This is a genomic window from Stieleria marina, assembly GCA_007741555.1.
In the GTDB taxonomy this organism is placed as follows: domain Bacteria; phylum Planctomycetota; class Planctomycetia; order Pirellulales; family Pirellulaceae; genus K23-9.
Genome location: CP036526.1, coordinates 1,514,468 through 1,533,034, shown reverse-complemented (window position 1 = coordinate 1,533,034; position 18,567 = coordinate 1,514,468). Strand labels below are relative to the sequence as shown.

The window sequence follows — 18,567 nt, the reverse complement described above, 5'->3', positions numbered from 1 at the left end:
GACCACTATTCGCTCAGCCTCTTCTATTCAGGACTCCATCAATGGGCGTTCGTTTTGCATGCCATCGCTGTGGCAAGCATCTGAATATCAAACAGGAACTCGCCGGACGGCGTGGAATCTGCCCGAACTGCGCGACTCGCTTTCGCATTCCGCTTCAGGATGCGGCGCAATCATGCCCCATCGAATCATCCCATGCTTCGCCCGCAACAACGGCGACGGCACAGGTTGCCGACGGTGCAGTGCATCGCGGCGGCACGCATGCGGCAGCCGTCGCGACAAAAATGCCCGTTACATCGGCGGCCGGTATAACGGCGTCTGGTACCGTAGCCCCAATTGTTGCATCGCCCGGCGTATCGTCGCTTGATCTACTGACCGGTGACCCCGAAGCAACTTGGTACGTTCGACCTCCTACCGGCGGACAGTACGGGCCCGCCGACGCGGAAGTTTTGCGACAATGGATCAGCGAAGGACGCGTTGCATCGACTGCGTTGCTGTGGCGTGACGGATGGCCGCAATGGCGAGAGGCCTCCGAAGCATTGCCAGAACTGGCAGCCCAGTTTCCCGATGTCGCCGCAAAGGGAACCACGTCGGACGCAAACGGATCGGCTACCGCCAAGACCTTGCCCGTGGCAGTTTCAGCACAGCAGCCGAGCAATGGCCAAGCGAATCCGGGCACAGTTAACCCGGCCAATGAAACGGCCCACGTGGTCGAATCGAGTCAAAGCGATGCATCGGCGAACCAATCCGCGTCAGTTGAAAGCAGCAAATTCGGCTACGAGGATTCCGATTTCGCTAATGGCGTCCCGTATACAACGCTCACCACTGAATCCCCCAAATTGAAGGGACGCGATGACGTGGGTTCGGTGCGCCGCGATCGTACTAGCAAACGGACGCAATCGATTATCTGGCTGGGATTGGTTGCCTTGGTGCTTGTGGTTGCGATTATCTATTTGGTGATACGCTAAGCCGCCGCGAGTGTCCTTCAAAAAAACGTCGACCAGGAATTTCGCAAGGAAATTTCGTCCGCGACTTTCGCCCAGATTTGCCGTCTCGCACGGGCATCGCGGGTCTGACAGCCCGACCGATGGTTCCGCAATTGGCCTCCCTTACGCTAGATTACTGTTCAGTCGGAGCGCTAAGTCGACGTCGACTTTGACACCGTCACGCTCTCGCTGCTTGAGCCCTGTACCACAACCCATTGGACTGAAATATGTTTCACCGTTCGCACTTGATCACATCACTCGTAGCGTCCCTTTTCGTCTTGTCCTGCCCACTGGGATCGCTGGCTGAGGAAGCCACTGCAAAGAAAACCGAAACCATCAATGTTTTTGGTGAAGGCACGCTTTCAGTACCAGCCGACTTTCAACGCACCAAACCCAAGTCATCGATCATCCAGCACGAATTCGTAGCCAAAGCTGGCGAAGGCGACGATGCCAAGACGGCACGGGTCACGATGATGGGAGCCAGCGGCGGGGTTGAGGCCAACATTACGCGTTGGAAGGGACAGTTCGCCGGCGGCAAAGAAGAAGACCAAAAAACCGAAGCGATGGAACTTGGTGATTGGAAAGTGCACTTAGTGGACGTCAATGGCACCTACGCCGAAAGCATGCGAGGCGGTCCATTCGCGCCCGGCAAAACCGTCAAGCGAGAAAACTATGCGATGGCCGGAGCAATCATCGCGCACAAACAAGGCCGAACCTTTTTTGTCAAAATGATCGGCCCCCAAGAAGTGATCACAAAGAACCGCAAGGCTTTTGTAAAAATGATCAAGAGCATCGAAAAATAAGCATCAAGAATCGCTGCCATACCATTGGCAATGTTCTCTGACTGCGTCCCACTGCGATAAACCTCCACGATACGACACCTGCTGATGAATATTCAAAGCTTTCTGGAACACCACGGAATCGTCCGCAATCCGTTTGCCGAAGAAGACGCGCAAACGGACCAGGTGTTCAAGGAATACTGCATTAGCAGCGCGTACCATCCGGTTTGGGACAAAGTCTACGGCGACCCGAAAGATCCATCGACGGCAATCGTGTTTGGCCCCAAAGGTTCGGGCAAAACCGCGATGCGTTTGCAGATCGACCAGCACTTGCAAAAGTACAACAAAGACAATCCAGCCGAGCAAGTTTTTATCATTCGGTACGATGATTTCAATCCGTTCTTGGATCACTTCTGTGAACGCATGAGTCGCCGCACGACGCGTAAACCAGAGAAAGTGCTGGACGCATGGAAGCTCTGGGATCACATGGATTCCCTGCTGTGCTTGGGCGTTACGAACTTTGTCGATGACGTGGTGGACGCTGGCAAACCGGACTCAAAAAGTTCGATCGATCCCGCCAAGCTGAAGAAGCTCGACCGTACAGCGGCCCGCGACATGCTGCTGCTGGCGTCCTGCTACGATCAATCAACTGACTCCGCATTTGTCACACGATGGAATTCGCTGCGAAAGAAACTTCGCTACGGAAACTGGCGCGCCAAGTGGAGCTGTATTCTTGCTTGGGTCTGGTCGATCCTGGTCATTCTGTTTTTTGCGTTGCTATTTCTGCGTCCCGCGGCCGATTCCGATTCGGGTGATGCAGCCGAAGCAAACGTGGTGAGGGCGCAGGAGCATTTTGCCAGCGTTTATCCCTCCGCGACGAGCGTGCTTGCCACAGATTCACAGGTCGCCCCCTTCAGTTCGACAGATGCGTTCCCATTGAAAACGGGCCACACGCTTGTCGCTGAAAAAACAGATGAACCAGCAGGCGACGTCGCTGCCGCGGGAGAATCCGCTGGCTTCTTTGACTGGTTCAATTCCGTTTTTCAAACTCGCCCCGCTTGGAAATGGCTTTGGCTTGCTCCACTGGTCATCTTGCTCGGCTGCTTGCCGTATTTGATTCGCTGGGTGAAATGCCATTTGATCGCGTTGGGCATCAAAAAGCACATGCGAGTCGGCAAACGCGAAGTCGGCTCGATTCGTCGGGTCTTGATGGGGATCCCGGCCAAAGAGTTGGCATCTCAGCCACTTCCGCGTTTCGATCGCACGGATGATCGCTACGAATTGTTGAACAAGTTCCAAGCCATCTTGGAGCAGATGGGCTACACCGGAACGGTTGTCTTGATGGACCGTGTTGACGAACCCCATTTGACTGGCGGAAAACCGGAACTGATGCGGCGATTTGTGTGGCCGTTGTTGGACAACAAACTGCTAAAACACCCGGGACTGGGTTTCAAGATGATGCTGCCGCAAGAATTGCATCGCGACATGGAACGCGAGTCTCGCGAATTTCACGAACGAGCTCGCTTGGACAAACAGAATGTGATCCCAGCTTTTCAGTGGACGGGCGAGTCGCTCTACGATTTGACGCGTGCTCGGATGATGGCATGTGCCGCCGACGGAGCTTCGCCGGAACCGAAACACTTGTTTGCAGATGACTTGGAGTACAAGCGGCTAATCTCAGCGTTTCGAACGTTGCGAGTGCCCCGTCACCTGTTTCGTTTCTTGTACCGCGTGTTGGTCGACCACTGCAATCGTTACACCGACTCAGAACCAGAGTTCCAAATTAAAGCCGAGACGTTCGAGACGGTTCATGCGGTGTACGACCGAGAAGCCAATCCGACGGCTGGCTAAGTCAACTGCTAGTTAGAACACGTGCCCCCGTTTGGACAGTCGTCTGATCACATGCCCTTTTGGATCCAGCATCGACTGACGATCGCGCTGGTGGCTCCACTGGCAGCTTTCTTTTTGATTGGATCGGTGTTTGAAAATTTCTTTCCCTACCAGATCTCTGGCAGGGAATCGGAGCCCGGGATAAACGCGATGCGTTACTTGGCGCTGGTGGCTGCTCGAGTCGCTGGGATGGGAGCGATTATCGCAGCGTTTTCACCGATCTACATTCAGTCGTTCCCGCTCAGAGCCGGGCGTGAATTAGAGCCTGCATTCGAGTCCAGCCCGACTCACTGGCCAGACTACTGGGGCGTCATTACAGGTGTGATCGGCGCAGCGATTTGGATCAGCGTTTGCCACCTACAGATCGAGACCACGGTGCTTTCCTGGGTCGGTTTGGCCGGCGACGCATTGGGGCAGCGCGACGCCGCCAACCCCTTTTTGCTTTATCGAGAACCGGAAATGCTGGGCGGTTTTTTGTTTGTGCGATTCGCCTTGCTGGTCGTCGCGGTGCCGATCGCCGAAGAGCTGTTTCTTCGCGGGTTTCTGATGCGAGCAGTCGATTCCCAGGATTGGCAATCGATGCCGCTGACAAAAATCGGCTCGAGTGGCCTGATGGCAGGCACTGTCTATGGCGTCGCTGCACACCCGAACGAAGCGGTCGCGGCGGCGATCTGGTTTTCCCTAGTAACTGTCATGATGGTCAAAACCGGCAAGTTCTGGAACTGCGTGCTTGCCCATTCGATCACCAACCTGATCCTGGGTGTTTACGTCTGCCAGACCGAAAACTGGCATCTGTGGTAGGCAATGGCGGCCCTGTTTATCCGGAAATTACGGTCAAAAACCGCCCAAGTCGCCGACAAGTCGCTCTGCACCACCATTTCGTCTTGCTCGAAACGATGGTTTTGGTAAGGTAGCGGGTTCGCGGCGATCGCCATTGTCGGTAGATTTCGCGACCCAAACGCACAACATTACATTTCGCATTTTAGCTTTCGGACGCCACGACGCATCCGATCAACCGACTGGAGAGCACACTAGGTGGGTACCAAACGAACAGGCAAGGGACGACGCAAGGTAGGACGGAAAAAGCGACGCATGCGAGCAAAGATTCGCCACCGTAAGAAATAACGGTCTGGTCCTGCATTGATTCGCCATGACATGGTTCATGGCGTGCCCTGGTCAAGCAAACGCTTGGCCTTTTTTATGCGCCGTGTTGGCGTGTTTTTCAGCATGCTGGGATCCGGGTCACTGCATCGGTACCAGCGGTCGCGACGTCGATCAATCTTCTGCTAAACCGAGCATCGCCAACCAGCGTCGCTTGCCTTTGCCGCCTGACTTCAGATCGGCTTCGGTTTCTCGGCGATGATGAATCAGTTGCTCTTCCAGCTCGGTGTTTTGACGAGCCAGCTCGCGACGTTCACGCGAAAGTCTTGCGCGTTCAAGCGAAGCGGCGATTTCGGTTTCGCGGAAACGTTCTTCCCATTCACGTTGCTGCTGTTGCAACTGCTCGCGTTCGTCGCGAATCAGAGCATCCACATCAACCAAGTCTTCGATCGCTACTGTGCCTTGCTCAATTCCTGACTGCGTGGAGTTCTTCGCCAGGGTCAGCTGTGCATGCAGCTCCTGCACTTCTTGATCGCGTGTCGTCAATTCATCTCGCATCCGTTGTAGTTCGTCGTTCAGTCGCGAAACGTATTCCACTGGACTGAGCTCTTCATCGTTGTCAACGAATTCGCTATCCGGTTCGCTCTGAAGGCTTTCAACAAACGATTCGGCGTCAAACGAATCGTCTTCCATCTGCTGGAGCATCTGTTCTTTGCGTTGCTCCCAGGTCATCACGCCGGCGTTCGTGGGGTCCGGACCAGAAGTCACTTGCTCGCTGCCTCGATTGGCTTTCGCCTGACTAAGCTCTTCGGCCAACTGATCGTTTCGGGACCAAGCATCATCCAGTTGCTGCTGAAGATCGATTTGTTTTTGATCAGCGTCGGCAACTTGCTGGTACAAGTTTTCCACTTGCTCACTTGTTCGCTGCAACTCCTCCATCAGATCCGCGTTGGCTCGAAGCTGATCTTGATCAACTGGGGCCTCCACACTTCTGGTTTGATGCATGAGTTCGATGTGCTGGACAACTTGCTGTAAAACAGCTGTATTCGCGGCAATGATGTCACCAATCGGCTGCGATGAATCAGCCGCTACCCGCACCACATCTGCCTCGGCCTGAGCGAGCAAACTTTGAGCAAGCTCGTCGACTGCAAGTTCTTCCGCGACGCTTTCTTTCGCAGCCGCTTCCTCGAACGCTACGTGCTCGAACGCTACTTCTTCCACAACTGCTTCTTCAGCGCGAACCTCCTCGTCAGCCGCCACTTGCTGATCTACGCACCGACCAAGCTCAACCTCGTCAGCGGTCGACTCCAGAGTGTCATTCGACGCGATGCCATGTCCTTCACCCGGAGCTGGCAATTCCAGTACAAGATCGTCGTTGATCAGTTCAGGTGCCTCGGGCTGCATTTGCTCGGCTCGTGCCTGCTCAGCAACCGCTTCATCGACCGCTTTGACCATGGCGTCAAGCTGTTCGTTGATGGATTCACACAGCTGCTCGGAAAGTTCATCCGATGCAGCTTCTGGCTCGGTGTCATTCGTTTTCTTCTGTGAGTCCCGAAGACGGTTTCGCTCGGCTGATTGAGAACTTGCCCCTGACTCGTCGAGGGTTGCTGCACTCTGATTGGGCTCGTCGCCTTGATCGGCACTTATTTGATCGATCGTTGCTGGCACGAATGGGACGGCGTCTACGGCTTCCCTTGTTGGCTCGTCTACCACTGCCGTTGCTGAGGTTGCCAAACGGGCTAAATCGAGAGCGTTCTTGTCCGCATTCGACTTGTCTTTCACACCCACTGACTCAGCAGCGCGGCCTTGCGGATTGCGTGATTTACGCTTGCGTTTGCGGTTCTTGCGTGCCATGGGGGGGCTTGGCTTTATGTTGACTAGTGACGTTACAATCAGCCGATTCGCTACAGGCGAACCGACGAGGGCTGCAAATTCGTACAGTGTGGTGCAGTGACGCCGGTAGAAAACGCCACTACTATTCCCTAGGTTGCTGACACGCGGTTGTCAAAAGAAACTAGCTCGGCAACCTTAAGATTTCTTGCACGCATCGCTGCAGGTCTAAGGCCAACGCAACCATCGGATCCCAAAGCGACCAACGACCAATATGGCAAAGAAAAAACGAACCGCTTCCTCGGAGGCCCCTGAATCTGATATCGAGTTTGAGGAAGCGTTGGCCGAAGTCGAAGAGATCGTCGACGAATTGGAAAGCGGCGACGCCGGACTGACACAGTCGCTGGCGTTCTACGAAACCGGCATCAAACGGCTAAAGCAATGCCATGGTCTGTTACAGAAAGCCGAACGCCGCATTTCGTTGCTCTCCGGTTTTGATGCGGATGGCAACCCTATAACGGAGCCTTTTGAGGACGACGACGCAGCTTCTGGCAGTGCCCCGGTCGAAGCGAAACGAAAGTCGCGGTCTGCAAGACGCCCTAGCGATGCCCCGACTAAGAAACGCAAACGCCCCGCAAAAGCTGAACCACCCGAGAGTTCCGGTGACAGCGCAGACGATGATTCCACCGTGGACGATTCACCGGGCCTTTTTTAAGCTCTAAAGAACCAAATTTTCAGCGGAGCCGTTGGTTTCCGTGACCTTGTTTTTGCATTCCCCTTGGACATGACTAAAGCCGTGACCGACCCTTCTTCCGCGGACACATCGAACTCTCCCGCCGACGCCAAAGCGGCGATGGATGATCTGCGTCAGGGGATCGAACAGGCGCTGCGCGATGCAACCCAGTTCGACTCGGGATGCCCAGACGAACTCGGTTCGGCGATCCGCTACGCGTTGCTTGCTCCCGGCAAACGCCTGCGTCCGGCCTTGGTATTGATGGCCGCCGAAGCCTGTGGCGGATCCATTGATGACGCGATGCCGGGTGCCGTTGCCGTGGAAATGATTCACGCTTATTCGCTGATCCACGACGACCTGCCCGCGATGGATGACGATGACTTGCGTCGTGGTCGACCGACGGTACACATCGCCTTTGACGAATCCACGGCGATCTTGGCGGGCGACGCGCTCCAGCCACAAGCGTTTTTGCACTTGAGCGAAAATGTCTCTGATCCCGTCCGAGCGATCGAAGCGGTTCGAGTGTTGGCAAAAGCAGCCGGAGCCGAACGGTTGGTCGGCGGCCAGGCAGACGATTTGGCAGCCGAATCACGTGACCATTCCCGCAACGGCGAACCGATTGAGGGCGACGACCGTAGTCTTCAACAACTCGAATCGATTCACCGTCGCAAGACAGGTGCGTTGTTTGCAGCATCCTTGGAACTGGGAGCCGTTCTTTCAGGGGCGTCAGAACAGGCCCGAAATGCGGTCGTGGACTACGCCAATGACTTGGGGCTAGCATTCCAGGTAGTTGACGATTTGTTGGATTACGAGGCCGACGAGAGCCGCCTGGGAAAACGGGCTGGCAAAGACGCTGAACGGGGAAAACTGACGTATCCGGGTTTGCTAGGGATCGAAGCGGCGAGGGAAAAAGCCCGCGAATTGATCGAATCGGCGCAATCACACGTCAAGTTATTCGGGGACGCCGCTTGGCGGTTAAACACCCTGGCAAACTTCGTGCTCCAGCGAACGCACTGAATCGCGCCGAGAGCCTGTTTTTAACCGAGCTTCCGCGAACACAGCCCCACTGATTAGACTGCGAGAGGCGGCAAAAGCCCCGCGCCCGCTTCCATTATCCGCGATGAACCACTGGACCGAGTTTTGACTAAAGCACCACAACACCCACTGCTGGCAAGCCTTGACGATGCCTTGCCGCTCCGGGATTTTTCGCTGGAACAGCTCGAATCGACGGCAGCCGAAATCCGCGACGTCCTGTGCAATCTGCTAGCGACCCGCACCGCTCACTTCGCATCCAACTTGGGCGTAGTCGAATTGTGTTTGGCGCTGCACTGCGAATTTGATTTTCGCACGGACCGTTTGATTTGGGATACCGGACACCAAATCTACCCTCATAAATTGGTCACCGGTCGTTACCACCAATTCGAAACGATTCGCACAGCCGGCGGCCTGATGGGTTACCCCAATCCCGCCGAAAGCGAGTACGACCTGTTCATGACCGGCCACGCGGGATGCAGCGTCAGTACCGCGGTTGGATTGCGCAGTGGTGATGTCGTCGGTGGCAACGCGGATCGCCGGACCGTCGCCGTGATTGGTGATGGTGCTTTCCCCAGCGGCATCGTGTTTGAAGCGATGAACAATGCCGGTGAACTAGAAGACGATCTAACGATCATTTTAAACGACAACAAAATGTCGATCTGTCCGCGCGTCGGCAGCGTTGCAAATTACCTGGACCGTCTTCGCAGCAACCCGTTTTACACCGGACTGAAACACGAAGTCGTCCGTCTGTTGGACAAAGTCCCAATGTTTGGTGACCCGGCCGAACGACTCTTGGCGCAGATGAAAGAAGGCGTCAAAGCAGGCCTGTTGGGCGGCATGCTTTTTGAAGAACTCAACATCCACTACATCGGCCCGATCGATGGGCACGACATCGCTTTGATGCGAAAGTATCTGGCGATGGTTCGCGACATGAAGGGACCTGTATTGCTGCACGTCGTGACGGAGAAAGGGCACGGTTACAAACCGGCTGCCGCGGATCCCGTTTACTTTCACACGCCGCCAGCTTTTAAAGACAACGATGGCGACCCCATCACCCAAAGCAGCGATGGGCTTCCGCCATTTACCGTCCACGCTCGCGATGCCATTCGCGATCAAATGACTGATGACAAACGAGTGACAGTCATCACGGCGGCCATGTGCCAAGGCACCAAACTGGAACCAGTTCGCGAACAGTTCCCGGATCGTTTCTTTGATGTTGGCATTTGCGAATCACATGCTGTCGCCTTTGCAGCGGGCCAATGCAAAACCGGCCTGCGTCCGATCGTTGATATCTACAGCACGTTTTTGCAGCGAAGCTACGACCAGATTTTTCAAGAAGTCGCCCTTCAAGATTTACCGGTTGTGTTCATGCTCGATCGGGCCGGACTAACTGGACCAGATGGGCCAACGCACCATGGTCTTTTCGATATCGGCTACATGCGATTGTTTCCTAACATCGTGATGATGGCCCCCGGCTACGCGGGCGAATTGGCACCAATGCTCTCTGCCGCTCTGGCACACGATCATCCGTCAGGCATCCGCTACCCAAAAGCATCCGCCTTGCAGCTTGACCGGATTCCTGCCCCGGTCGAAATCGGCAAGAGCGAAACAATCCGTGACGGCGCCGACGGCACGATCGTGGCGTTTGGCGCGATGTTGGACCAAGCCTTGGCGGCGGCTGATTTGTTAGCCGCCGATGGGTTGGAGGTTGGTGTCGTCAACGCTCGCTTTGTAAAACCGATCGACGAAGAAATGGTTGCCCGAACGGTCCCAAACGGCCGCTTTGTCGTGACCGTCGAAGAAGGTGCAAAGATGGGCGGCTTCGGATCGGCTTTCCTGGAATGTGCCAACGAACAGCGTCTGGACACTCGCGTGATCACCACGCTGGCACTGCCGGATGAATTCATCAATCACGGCGATCGCAACCACTTATTGCACGAACATGGGCTTTCTCCCGAAGCAATCGCGCAGACCTGTCGCGATGCAGCAGGTGTGGCAGTCGTCTAATCCTTTCTCGTTCTCGGATGATTTACCGATCGTCGATCAACGCGTCGACGGGCAATTGCACTAGACTGAGGCTCGACTGTTTCCGACCGCTCGATCGAAATTGCAAAGCCGACTGATGAGCCAATCCAACGACCCGCCAAGCCCATCCCGCGGACGCACTTCGCGGTGGATTCTTGGTGAACGCGAAGTGCCTCGCGTGGCGATTCTGGGAGCACCAAATCGCGATCGAGTTCGCAGCGAACTAGAGCGATTGCGACCAGTGATTGCAGCGACCGCCGACATTGTTGTCGAAGACCTGGATTTCGCTCACGACTTCGAATCGACCGATCAAGATCTGGTCATCGTGCTCGGTGGCGATGGGTCGATCTTGCAAGCAGCACGGCAGATGGGTGAAAAACAGACGCCCGTGTTGGGCGTGAACTGCGGGAACTTGGGTTTTCTTGCCGCGTTATCGCCGGACGATTTCATCAACACGTGGCCCGATGTCTGTTGCGGCGGATTCGATGTGATCGACCACCTCATGCTGGACGCGAGACTGATCCGCAGCGGAAAAGAAATTCGCAAACAGTTAGCGCTCAACGAAATTGCCATCTTGGGCGGTCCGCCTTACACCATCTTGGACATCGATCTGTACGCCGATGGACATTTGGCAACGCGGTATCGCTGTGATGGATTGATCATCGCAACTCCAGTAGGTTCGACAGCACACAACTTGTCCGCCGGTGGCCCGATCTTGCGGCGAAATTTGGACGCGATGGTGATTTCGCCAATCAGCCCCCATACGCTGACTTACCGTCCCTTGGTCGATTCGGGCGAAACGCGATTGGAACTGGAAGTCATGCATCCACAGGAATCGACCAGCGTCGTTGCTGATGGCCGCATCATTGATAGCCTTCAAGCAGGCGACCGGATCAAAGTGCAGCGAGCTCCCAGCAGTTTCCGCATGCTGTCCGTCCCTGGTCAAAACGACTACCGGACATTGCGCGACAAACTCGGTTGGGGCGGCAGCGTCGCCGCAAAGAACCACGTGTAAAGCCGCGTTTCTAACCGCCACTCAACGCAAGCACGCGAACTGCCTGCAAGGTATTTCCATCGCCAAGTGATCTCGGCGGCGACGGCTATTTCATCGAAAATCGTTGCCGAACTGGTGCCGGCCAGATTTCTCTTGCCCTCGATTGGCGAATCTGCGAGTTTCACGCTCCCAAGCCCATTTCAAGTCTGTGTAGGGAGACCGTGATCGTGTGCCGAATGATTCTGCCAGCTCTGTTGATGTTCCTGTTATCGCCGCCAGTCCTCGCGGACGACGCCAAACAATCAGCAGTTAGCCAGCCAACGACTAATCAGCCGACCTACCTGTTGCGATACAAGCTGCAGCCGTCTCAGCAGCTTCACTACGAAGTCACGCACGTTGCCAAGACAAAGACTCGGATCAACGGCAGCGAAGAAATCACAAACGTCCACACCGTCAGCCGTCGACACTGGGATGTCAGCAAAGTAGCTGACGGCGAAATGACATTCGACCATGTCATCGACAGCGTCGACATGACGCAGCAACAAGACGACAAAGAAGAAAAACGCTGGAATAGCGATTCTGGCGAAGAAGCCCCGGCTATCTTTGAACGCGTCGCCGAGCAAATCGGAAAGAAACTATCCACTCTGACCGTCAACGCCCGCGGGCAAGAAACGACCCGTGAAAACCATGGCGGCACCAAAGCCTCCCTCGGCATGGGCTCGCTCACGTTGGCGCTTCCCGAAAAGGCCATCACCATCGGTCACTCCTGGGCGGTCCCTCGCGAAATCAAAACTCGCACCGAAGACGGGCTGATCAAACCGATCAAAATCCGCGAACTCTACACTTTAGAAAAAGTCAAAACCGGCGTCGCCACGCTATCGATTCGTAGCGAGCCGCTGACACCAATTGACGACGAATCCGTTAAAGCACAGGTCGTTCAACAACTGAGCAATGGCGAGATCCGCTTTGACATGGACAACGGCCACATGCTCAGCAAACAACTGGACTGGGACGAAACCGTGGTGGGTTTTCAGGGAGCAACCAGCTTGATGGAGTATCGAGCTCGGATGACCGAAAAGTTGATCGACGGCATCCAACGAACTGCCAAGCTGGACAAGTAAACCAGCGGCAAACGACGCCGAAATCTGACCTGCCATGTGGTCCGGCACCGGGCAGGTTGCCGGATGATCACTCGGCAGACGAAGGCGCCGGCGACTGGGCAAACTTTGGCAAACAACTGGGGGCAATCAGATGCGGGTAGCGATCATCGGTGGCGGTACGGCTGGGCACATGGCTTTGGCACACCTGTCCAAACAATGGCCGAATGCTCAGTTGGTTCATCTGTATGATCGCGACCGGCCAACCATTGGTGTTGGCGAAGGAACGACGCCGGACTTTGTCAATTGGCTCTCAACGATCGGCATCACGTTCGACGATCTGGTAAATCACTGCAACGTGACTCGCAAACGTGGCATCAGCTTTCATGGCTGGGGAACACGCGAAAGTGATTTTGAACACGAATTTTTGCCACGGTCTCAGCAAGCCGTGCATTTCTCCGCCGCTCGGCTTCCCGAGCTATTGGCCAGTCGCAGTTCGTTTGATCACATCAACGATTCGGTTGAATCGATCGACACATCGGGCGACCGTTCAATCATCACGACGCATCGCGGACGGCAAATCGATGCCGACTTAGTGATCGATGCCCGAGGGTTTCCCTGCCCATCGGAAACCGAAATCCATCGATTCGATTGGATCCCGACGAATAGCGCCCTGGTGACCAAGTCTCCTTTTGCCGACGGCGAGACGATCACCAAAGCGATCGCCCGACCGCTGGGATGGGTGTTTCGCATTCCGCTAAAAAACGAAACATCTTGGGGTTATGTCTACAATTCACAGCTAACCACGCGAAGCGGCATCGAACGGGACTTTCTGGCATTTCTGAAGGAGACAGGCGTCTCCGGGCACAATCCGTTTCGTCAGTTGGACTTCCCGAATTTTGCCCGTCGGCGTGTCTTTGACCAAGGCGTTTTTCACATCGGCAACTGCGCCTCATTCCTGGAGCCACTCGAAGCAACCGCGATCAGTGTCATCACGCTACAGTTGCACTTGCTGTCGCACTGGAAAACGCTGCAAGATCAAGGCCTGCCATTGGTCCTAGCGACTGATCGAATCAATCGAATCCACGAAGACACCCTGATCAAAATCTCGATTTTCATCGCTTGGCACTACGCCGCTGGATCTCAGTACGACACGCCGTTTTGGCAGACTGCAAAGCAGCGATTTCAGCAAGTCACCCAAGCCCCAGAGCTTGGCCAGATCTTTCGGCAGTTTGACGAACTACTAGCCCAATCAAACTCGGTTTCAGCTGCCGCGCTGGCTGAATTAAACACGCCGACGGATCTAGAACGCTGGGGAATGAATGGTCCCGCCCAACCTAATTTTGGCGGGTACAACAAACTCAGTTTTTCACAACTCGCTGCCGGACTGAGAGAGACATCCCCCAGTATCGGCCCTCACTTCAACTTGGATCCATCGGCTCGGCCTTCAAGATCCGTTTAACGCTCGGTCCATTGTCGCATCACGATCGAAACCGCAATGATCAGTGACATGACAATCGCCACAGGCAAACCAATCGCCAACAGCACTCGACCTGCGTGAAGCGTTTTCTTGGGCTGCTGAGTATCGCGTTTGGCGTCGTCTGAAATCGATCCGACGGGAATCTGGATCGGACCAGAAAGTTGGTGGGCCGAATTATCGACAAACACAATTTCGTTTCCCAGCGATTGTTGCCAGTTCGTGTCCAGCAGAATATCAACGCCCGGGTTCAACGATTTCATGGTGCAACTGCATTGGCCAACCAAGTAGTTGCAAGCAGAAACAATGGTATCGTCGGTCAACTGATCGGCCCGAAGTGGTTCGATCATTCGTCCGCGTCCGAACACAGGAAACGCATAGGGCGCTGAAACGTTCTCGGCAAACCCTTGGATCATCGCGCGAAACGCTAACTCATTGCTCTGCGAACCGAGCCGTCGAACTTTGAACTCGATTCTCAACGGTACATCACTTCGGAGCACGTCATCCATCGATGCATCGGGATGAGTTTTAAAATACTCGGCTGCGTTGGCGCGAAGGATCACCCCATCAGCGAGAGTGATCGACTGCGATGCCAGGTCGAGGCTCCGGCGGAGCTCGACCGCGAACTTGTCATTGGCAGCAGGTTCTTTCCCGTCGACGATCACCCAAACGGCTGAAACCCCTGACTGCAAATCCTTGGCGATGTCGTTTCGCAACGACGACGATTGCCAAGCCGACAAGTTTGCCGTGGACAGTTCCCCCTGCCAGCAGAGCTTTCGTTGTCCATTGCGTTCGGGATAGAAAACTTGCAACGTCGGCGATTCGATTTCCTGCCCGCCGCCTTCCAGTTGCCAAAGGTCCGCTTCGCTCAAAGAGCTCAAATCAATGACCTCCACCACCGTGTTCGCTGGAGACTGCTTCAGTTTTTCGATCGCGGACTGATGCTCTTCGTTCAATGGCCCCGAACTGGTTACCACCACTCGGTAGTTGTCGGCTTGCCAGCGTTCCAATGCGTAGCGAAAGACTGGCACTTTGCACGCGTGAGCCACGCTGACACCAATCAAACAAATGGCAACAAATGCGGCTGCGATTCGTCCGCGGATCACGGCAGCGACTCCGGTGCGAACGCGTAGATGTGCCCTTTGCCTGTGCTGACCAACAGTCGCCCGTCGCTAACAGCCAGCCCGTGCGCGATGCCATTCAGCGGATTCGACCAAAGGGTTTGGCCAGTGACGGCCGACAACACGCGGACTTGGTTAGACAGACCAATCACGAGTTTGTCGCCAGCTTTGATAAACCCTTGGGGCGTCGCACACTTGACTTCCCAGCGCCAAGCAGCGGCTTGATCAGCCTTTGCGGCTGCCAATGCGTTTTGCGCCGCTTCGGTGGGCGGTTTTTCTAATTTTACTTTTGCCGCTGCCGCATCAATGGCTGCTTGCGCATCGACGTAAGCCTTTCGATCAAGCATTCGAAGCTTGCCGTCCGTGGGCACCCAGGCTTGCGTGCCATCGATCAAGATACGGTTCGCCCCGCCAAAGGTGGCCAGTTTCCGCCGACTGCTTCCATCAGCGATGCGAATTTGGTTGTCGGCCGACTTCTGATCTGCTGGCCCGGCGACTAGCAATTCATCTTCGGTCAGCACGCAGAACACACCGCCCGCTTCGCCGATGGCGCCTTGCGATTTGCCGCTCGCGATATCGAACGCCAACGGCGCCGCTCGACCTTGGGGCAAATAAAGGCGATCAGAGGAAGCCAACATCGCGCCCTGCAAAGTGACTTCTGCAACTTCACGCCGGAAACAATCGTCCGCCAAATGATTGCCTGTGAGCGCATCGACTTTCCACAATACCGACGTTTCCCAAGGGACGAGTGATCCCGCAAAAAACGCATGCCCTTCGTGAACCAGAACTCCGGTTCGCACGGGCCACGTCGAAATGATTTTGCGATTGCTGGTGATCGCTCGGTTTTCTGGCCCCGCGTTTTTCTTCCAAACGAGTTCACCACTCGCTTGATCACAGCAGCAAACAGTTCCGTCGTCGCTGCCAAAGTAAGCCCAACCGGCATGCAACGTGGGCGGAAAACGTACGGCAGCACCGGTGAAGAACACCCACTGTTCGGCTCCCGTTGCCAGATCAACGGCATGCACCGCGTCATCGACGGATGAACCATAGAAGACACGGCCTTCGCTGGCAGTCACGAAAAAGCACGGATCAAAATTCCGCATCGATTGCAAATCACGGTTGCCCGCCCAAGCATCCCATTTCGCTGGCCCTGTCCAAGCAGGATCAGGCGGATGCAGTGATTGGTTGACCCAGGACTGAGCCAGCGGAAGGGTGAGCGTTTCGTCAGTGACGCCGCTGCGTCGAATGTCGTGCTGGTACGTCGGCCAGTCGCCGTACGTGGTACTCAACATCCCAAGCAACAAAACTGCACTCAGTAGTCCAGCCTTTGCAGTGTGCGGATTCAGACCCAGCATTAGCGAATCTCCTTTGCTTGGCGGTTCACCGCTCGCATGTTGGGTTCAAAACCGATCGACGTTTCCATCCAACCTCCGCACGAGCATCCCCCACCGCCCTCGGGAGAAAACAACATCCCCTGTGCCGGAATCGTGCTGAGCCAACAACTTGGCCGCAGACGCGCAAATTCGGTGGGCTTGTCATCCTTAAGCGACCAAAGTGACAACGGTCCGGTGCCACCACGATAAATCACAAAGTTGCCAGCTCCGACAGGCGTTGCGCAGCCGCGTCGTTTGCCAAGCGTGTCGGACTGCAAAATGGCACCTGTCTTTGCATCGATGATATGCGGCTGGACAAATAATTTGTCGTTCATCAACACGGCGTGTTGCATGTGACCACCATGATTGTCTTCGGGCCACGCCACGCTGCGCGACCAACGTGACTTGCCAGAATCCGCGTCGAAGGCGGCAAAGTGAAACTCGTTTTCACCGGACGTTTCCAGCAGGTACTGAGACGCGTCGGCCAATCCAAAGCTAACGATCACTTGATCCTTCTGCTTCGCCACTGGCTGCTCCCAAAGCGGTTGGCCTGTTTGCAAGTCGAGACAAACAACCAAAGCTTTTTGCCAGATCTGTTTGTTTTCTAGTTTTCCGGTGGGTTGGTCCTTTAAAGACGGATCATCAACCTTGACGAAATACACTCGCCCGTCTGCAATGGCGATGGTCGAATGAACAATTGCATCGGCAGGATACTGCCATTTAATGGCGCCATATTGTTTTTCGTACGCGATCAAGGATTGGCCACACACCTTCGCTGTCGCGGCGTCATCCTTGCCATCGTACCAAGACGCCTTGCCCCAAAAGCTGTCGTAATCGCTCCCGGATTTCATCGACGTTCCCAGCAAGACATCGTCGGCAACCGCGATGTATCCCCAATCAAGGTTCGCGTCCTCGCTGTCCGGTAATTCGAACGTTTGTTTCATCTGGCCGCTCGCGGCGTCGATTAACCAAGCGCGGTCTCCGATCGCGGCGTAGACCGTGTCTTCATCGGCACACCAATTTGCGCTGTCGCGGGGAACGTTGACGCGGCGGAGATCGGGGATTTCCAGCGACCACAACACGGCGCCGTTGTACGCATCCAGAGCAATCATTCGATTCATGCCTTGGTGAAACAGACGACCGCCGGTAGCCAGCGGTGCCGGCATCCGCGGATTTCTGTCGATTCCAAAGTCAGCCCCGGGACGACCGATCCATTTCATCGCCAAATCGGATGCTTTGTCGACCCCGCGAAGTGTCTCGCCAGAAAATGAGGCATTGCCAGTTGAACCGTACTGATGTCCCCATTGAGCAAGTGCCTGGCTCTCGATTGCGTCACCCAGAAACACTCCCTCGCTCAGCTCAGTCCACTCGAAACCCGGTGCGGTCGGTTTTCCGCCTACCGACACGATTTGCCCCGACGAAGAGACGTATGCCGCGGCGTCCTTGAAGTTCTCAAGCGGCGTGATGATCAAATTGGCAAACGACTTCGGCAGTGTATTGATCAGACGCGACGACAATCGCGGTCCATAAATCGCTCGCTGGTACCAGTCCCGCCGAAGTTGATCGACTGCAGCCGGATCACTCTTGGCGGCAACGACCGACAGCGTGGTCTTTGCCGCCAAGCTTTCTGCCCAGGCTCGATCGATCGACTCAAACAGCACGGCAAAGCCACCGTTCTGTTTTAAATGAGAAACGATCGCCTTCATTACTTCGGCTGCCTCTCCGGTCGTCGTGCTGCTAGGCATTGTCGCAGGCATGTAATTCATGCTGGCATCGAATTGGTAAAACGGACTAAAAACCATTTTGCCGTTTTGCTTCTTGCCGAATCGGTACCAGTACATTTGACCAAGCTGCACATCGTCGATCACGACACGATGCGATGTGCCGTTGACGTCCGACTGAGCAAACCGCCCGAGCTTTTTGCTCGGACCATAGGCAACCGTGCAGGGCCCAGCCTTTGTGGTTTCCCATCGAATTTCCGCCGACGACGCACTCACAAAACGTACGCCCGCGTGCACTGCAAACGGCGGCGATTCTTCGGCAGCAATGCGGCCGACGCCTAGACTGGTGCAGCCGATCACAATTCCGATCGACAATAGATTGACAGGATTCATGTATACATCAAACGT

Annotated in this window: 14 protein-coding genes; 10 read left to right on the top strand and 4 right to left on the bottom strand. The window is 55.4% G+C overall.

Annotation, left to right across the window (positions count from 1 at the left end):
- Positions 1–41: 41 nt before the first annotated feature.
- The 4 genes from K239x_RS05395 to K239x_RS05375 all read left to right on the top strand — a co-directional run bounded on the left by K239x_RS05395 (position 42) and on the right by K239x_RS05375 (position 4,453).
- The gene (locus K239x_RS05395; RefSeq protein WP_145416695.1) at positions 42–965 is read left to right on the top strand and encodes a DUF4339 domain-containing protein; all 924 of its coding nucleotides are present in this window, start codon (positions 42–44) and stop codon (positions 963–965) included.
- A gap of 245 nt (positions 966–1,210) precedes the next feature.
- On the top strand, positions 1,211–1,786 hold the full coding sequence (locus K239x_RS05390; protein ID WP_145416693.1) for a hypothetical protein: 576 nt from the start codon (positions 1,211–1,213) through the stop codon (positions 1,784–1,786).
- 84 nt (positions 1,787–1,870) lie between these two features.
- Positions 1,871–3,613, top strand: coding sequence for a hypothetical protein (locus tag K239x_RS28295; RefSeq protein ID WP_419189703.1), 1,743 nt, complete (start codon positions 1,871–1,873; stop codon positions 3,611–3,613).
- A gap of 51 nt (positions 3,614–3,664) precedes the next feature.
- Entirely contained in the window at positions 3,665–4,453 is a 789-nt protein-coding gene (locus K239x_RS05375; RefSeq protein WP_145416691.1) for a CPBP family glutamic-type intramembrane protease, read from the top strand.
- Positions 4,454–4,927: 474 nt separating this feature from the next.
- Here the strand turns inward: K239x_RS05375 and K239x_RS05370 are convergent, their stop codons facing one another.
- Positions 4,928–6,607 (bottom strand): hypothetical protein, encoded by a 1,680-nt coding sequence (locus K239x_RS05370; RefSeq protein ID WP_145416689.1) that lies wholly within the window; start codon positions 6,605–6,607, stop codon positions 4,928–4,930.
- 250 nt (positions 6,608–6,857) lie between these two features.
- On the opposite strand from K239x_RS05370, the gene xseB reads away from it, so the two are divergent.
- From xseB to K239x_RS05340, 6 genes are all read left to right on the top strand, one after another.
- On the top strand, positions 6,858–7,298 hold the full coding sequence (xseB, locus tag K239x_RS05365) for an exodeoxyribonuclease VII small subunit (protein WP_145416687.1): 441 nt from the start codon (positions 6,858–6,860) through the stop codon (positions 7,296–7,298).
- Positions 7,299–7,379: 81 nt separating this feature from the next.
- Positions 7,380–8,333, top strand: a complete 954-nt coding sequence (locus tag K239x_RS05360; protein WP_419189702.1) for a polyprenyl synthetase family protein — start codon at positions 7,380–7,382, stop codon at positions 8,331–8,333.
- A 123-nt stretch (positions 8,334–8,456) separates the two neighbouring features.
- Positions 8,457–10,358, top strand: coding sequence for a 1-deoxy-D-xylulose-5-phosphate synthase (gene dxs / locus K239x_RS05355; protein WP_419189701.1), 1,902 nt, complete (start codon positions 8,457–8,459; stop codon positions 10,356–10,358).
- 115 nt (positions 10,359–10,473) lie between these two features.
- Positions 10,474–11,391: an NAD(+)/NADH kinase gene (locus K239x_RS05350; protein ID WP_145416685.1), complete on the top strand. Its 918-nt coding sequence runs from the start codon at positions 10,474–10,476 to the stop codon at positions 11,389–11,391.
- A gap of 215 nt (positions 11,392–11,606) precedes the next feature.
- Entirely contained in the window at positions 11,607–12,491 is an 885-nt protein-coding gene (locus K239x_RS05345; RefSeq protein ID WP_419190051.1) for a hypothetical protein, read from the top strand.
- Positions 12,492–12,621: 130 nt separating this feature from the next.
- Positions 12,622–13,929, top strand: a complete 1,308-nt coding sequence (locus tag K239x_RS05340) for a tryptophan 7-halogenase (protein ID WP_145416684.1) — start codon at positions 12,622–12,624, stop codon at positions 13,927–13,929.
- On the opposite strand, the gene K239x_RS05335 is transcribed toward K239x_RS05340, so the two are convergent.
- The 3 genes from K239x_RS05335 to K239x_RS05325 are packed head-to-tail and all read right to left on the bottom strand — an operon-like array spanning position 13,926 to position 18,552.
- On the bottom strand, positions 13,926–15,050 hold the full coding sequence (locus K239x_RS05335; RefSeq protein ID WP_145416682.1) for a hypothetical protein: 1,125 nt from the start codon (positions 15,048–15,050) through the stop codon (positions 13,926–13,928). The genes K239x_RS05340 and K239x_RS05335 overlap by 4 nt on opposite strands.
- Positions 15,047–16,420, bottom strand: coding sequence for an outer membrane protein assembly factor BamB family protein (locus K239x_RS05330; protein WP_145416680.1), 1,374 nt, complete (start codon positions 16,418–16,420; stop codon positions 15,047–15,049). Before K239x_RS05330 ends, K239x_RS05335 begins: the two co-directional genes overlap by 4 nt.
- A complete protein-coding gene (locus tag K239x_RS05325) occupies positions 16,420–18,552 on the bottom strand; it encodes an outer membrane protein assembly factor BamB family protein (RefSeq protein WP_145416678.1) in 2,133 nt (710 codons plus the stop codon). Before K239x_RS05325 ends, K239x_RS05330 begins: the two co-directional genes overlap by 1 nt.
- Between the last annotated feature and the right edge of the window lie 15 nt (positions 18,553–18,567).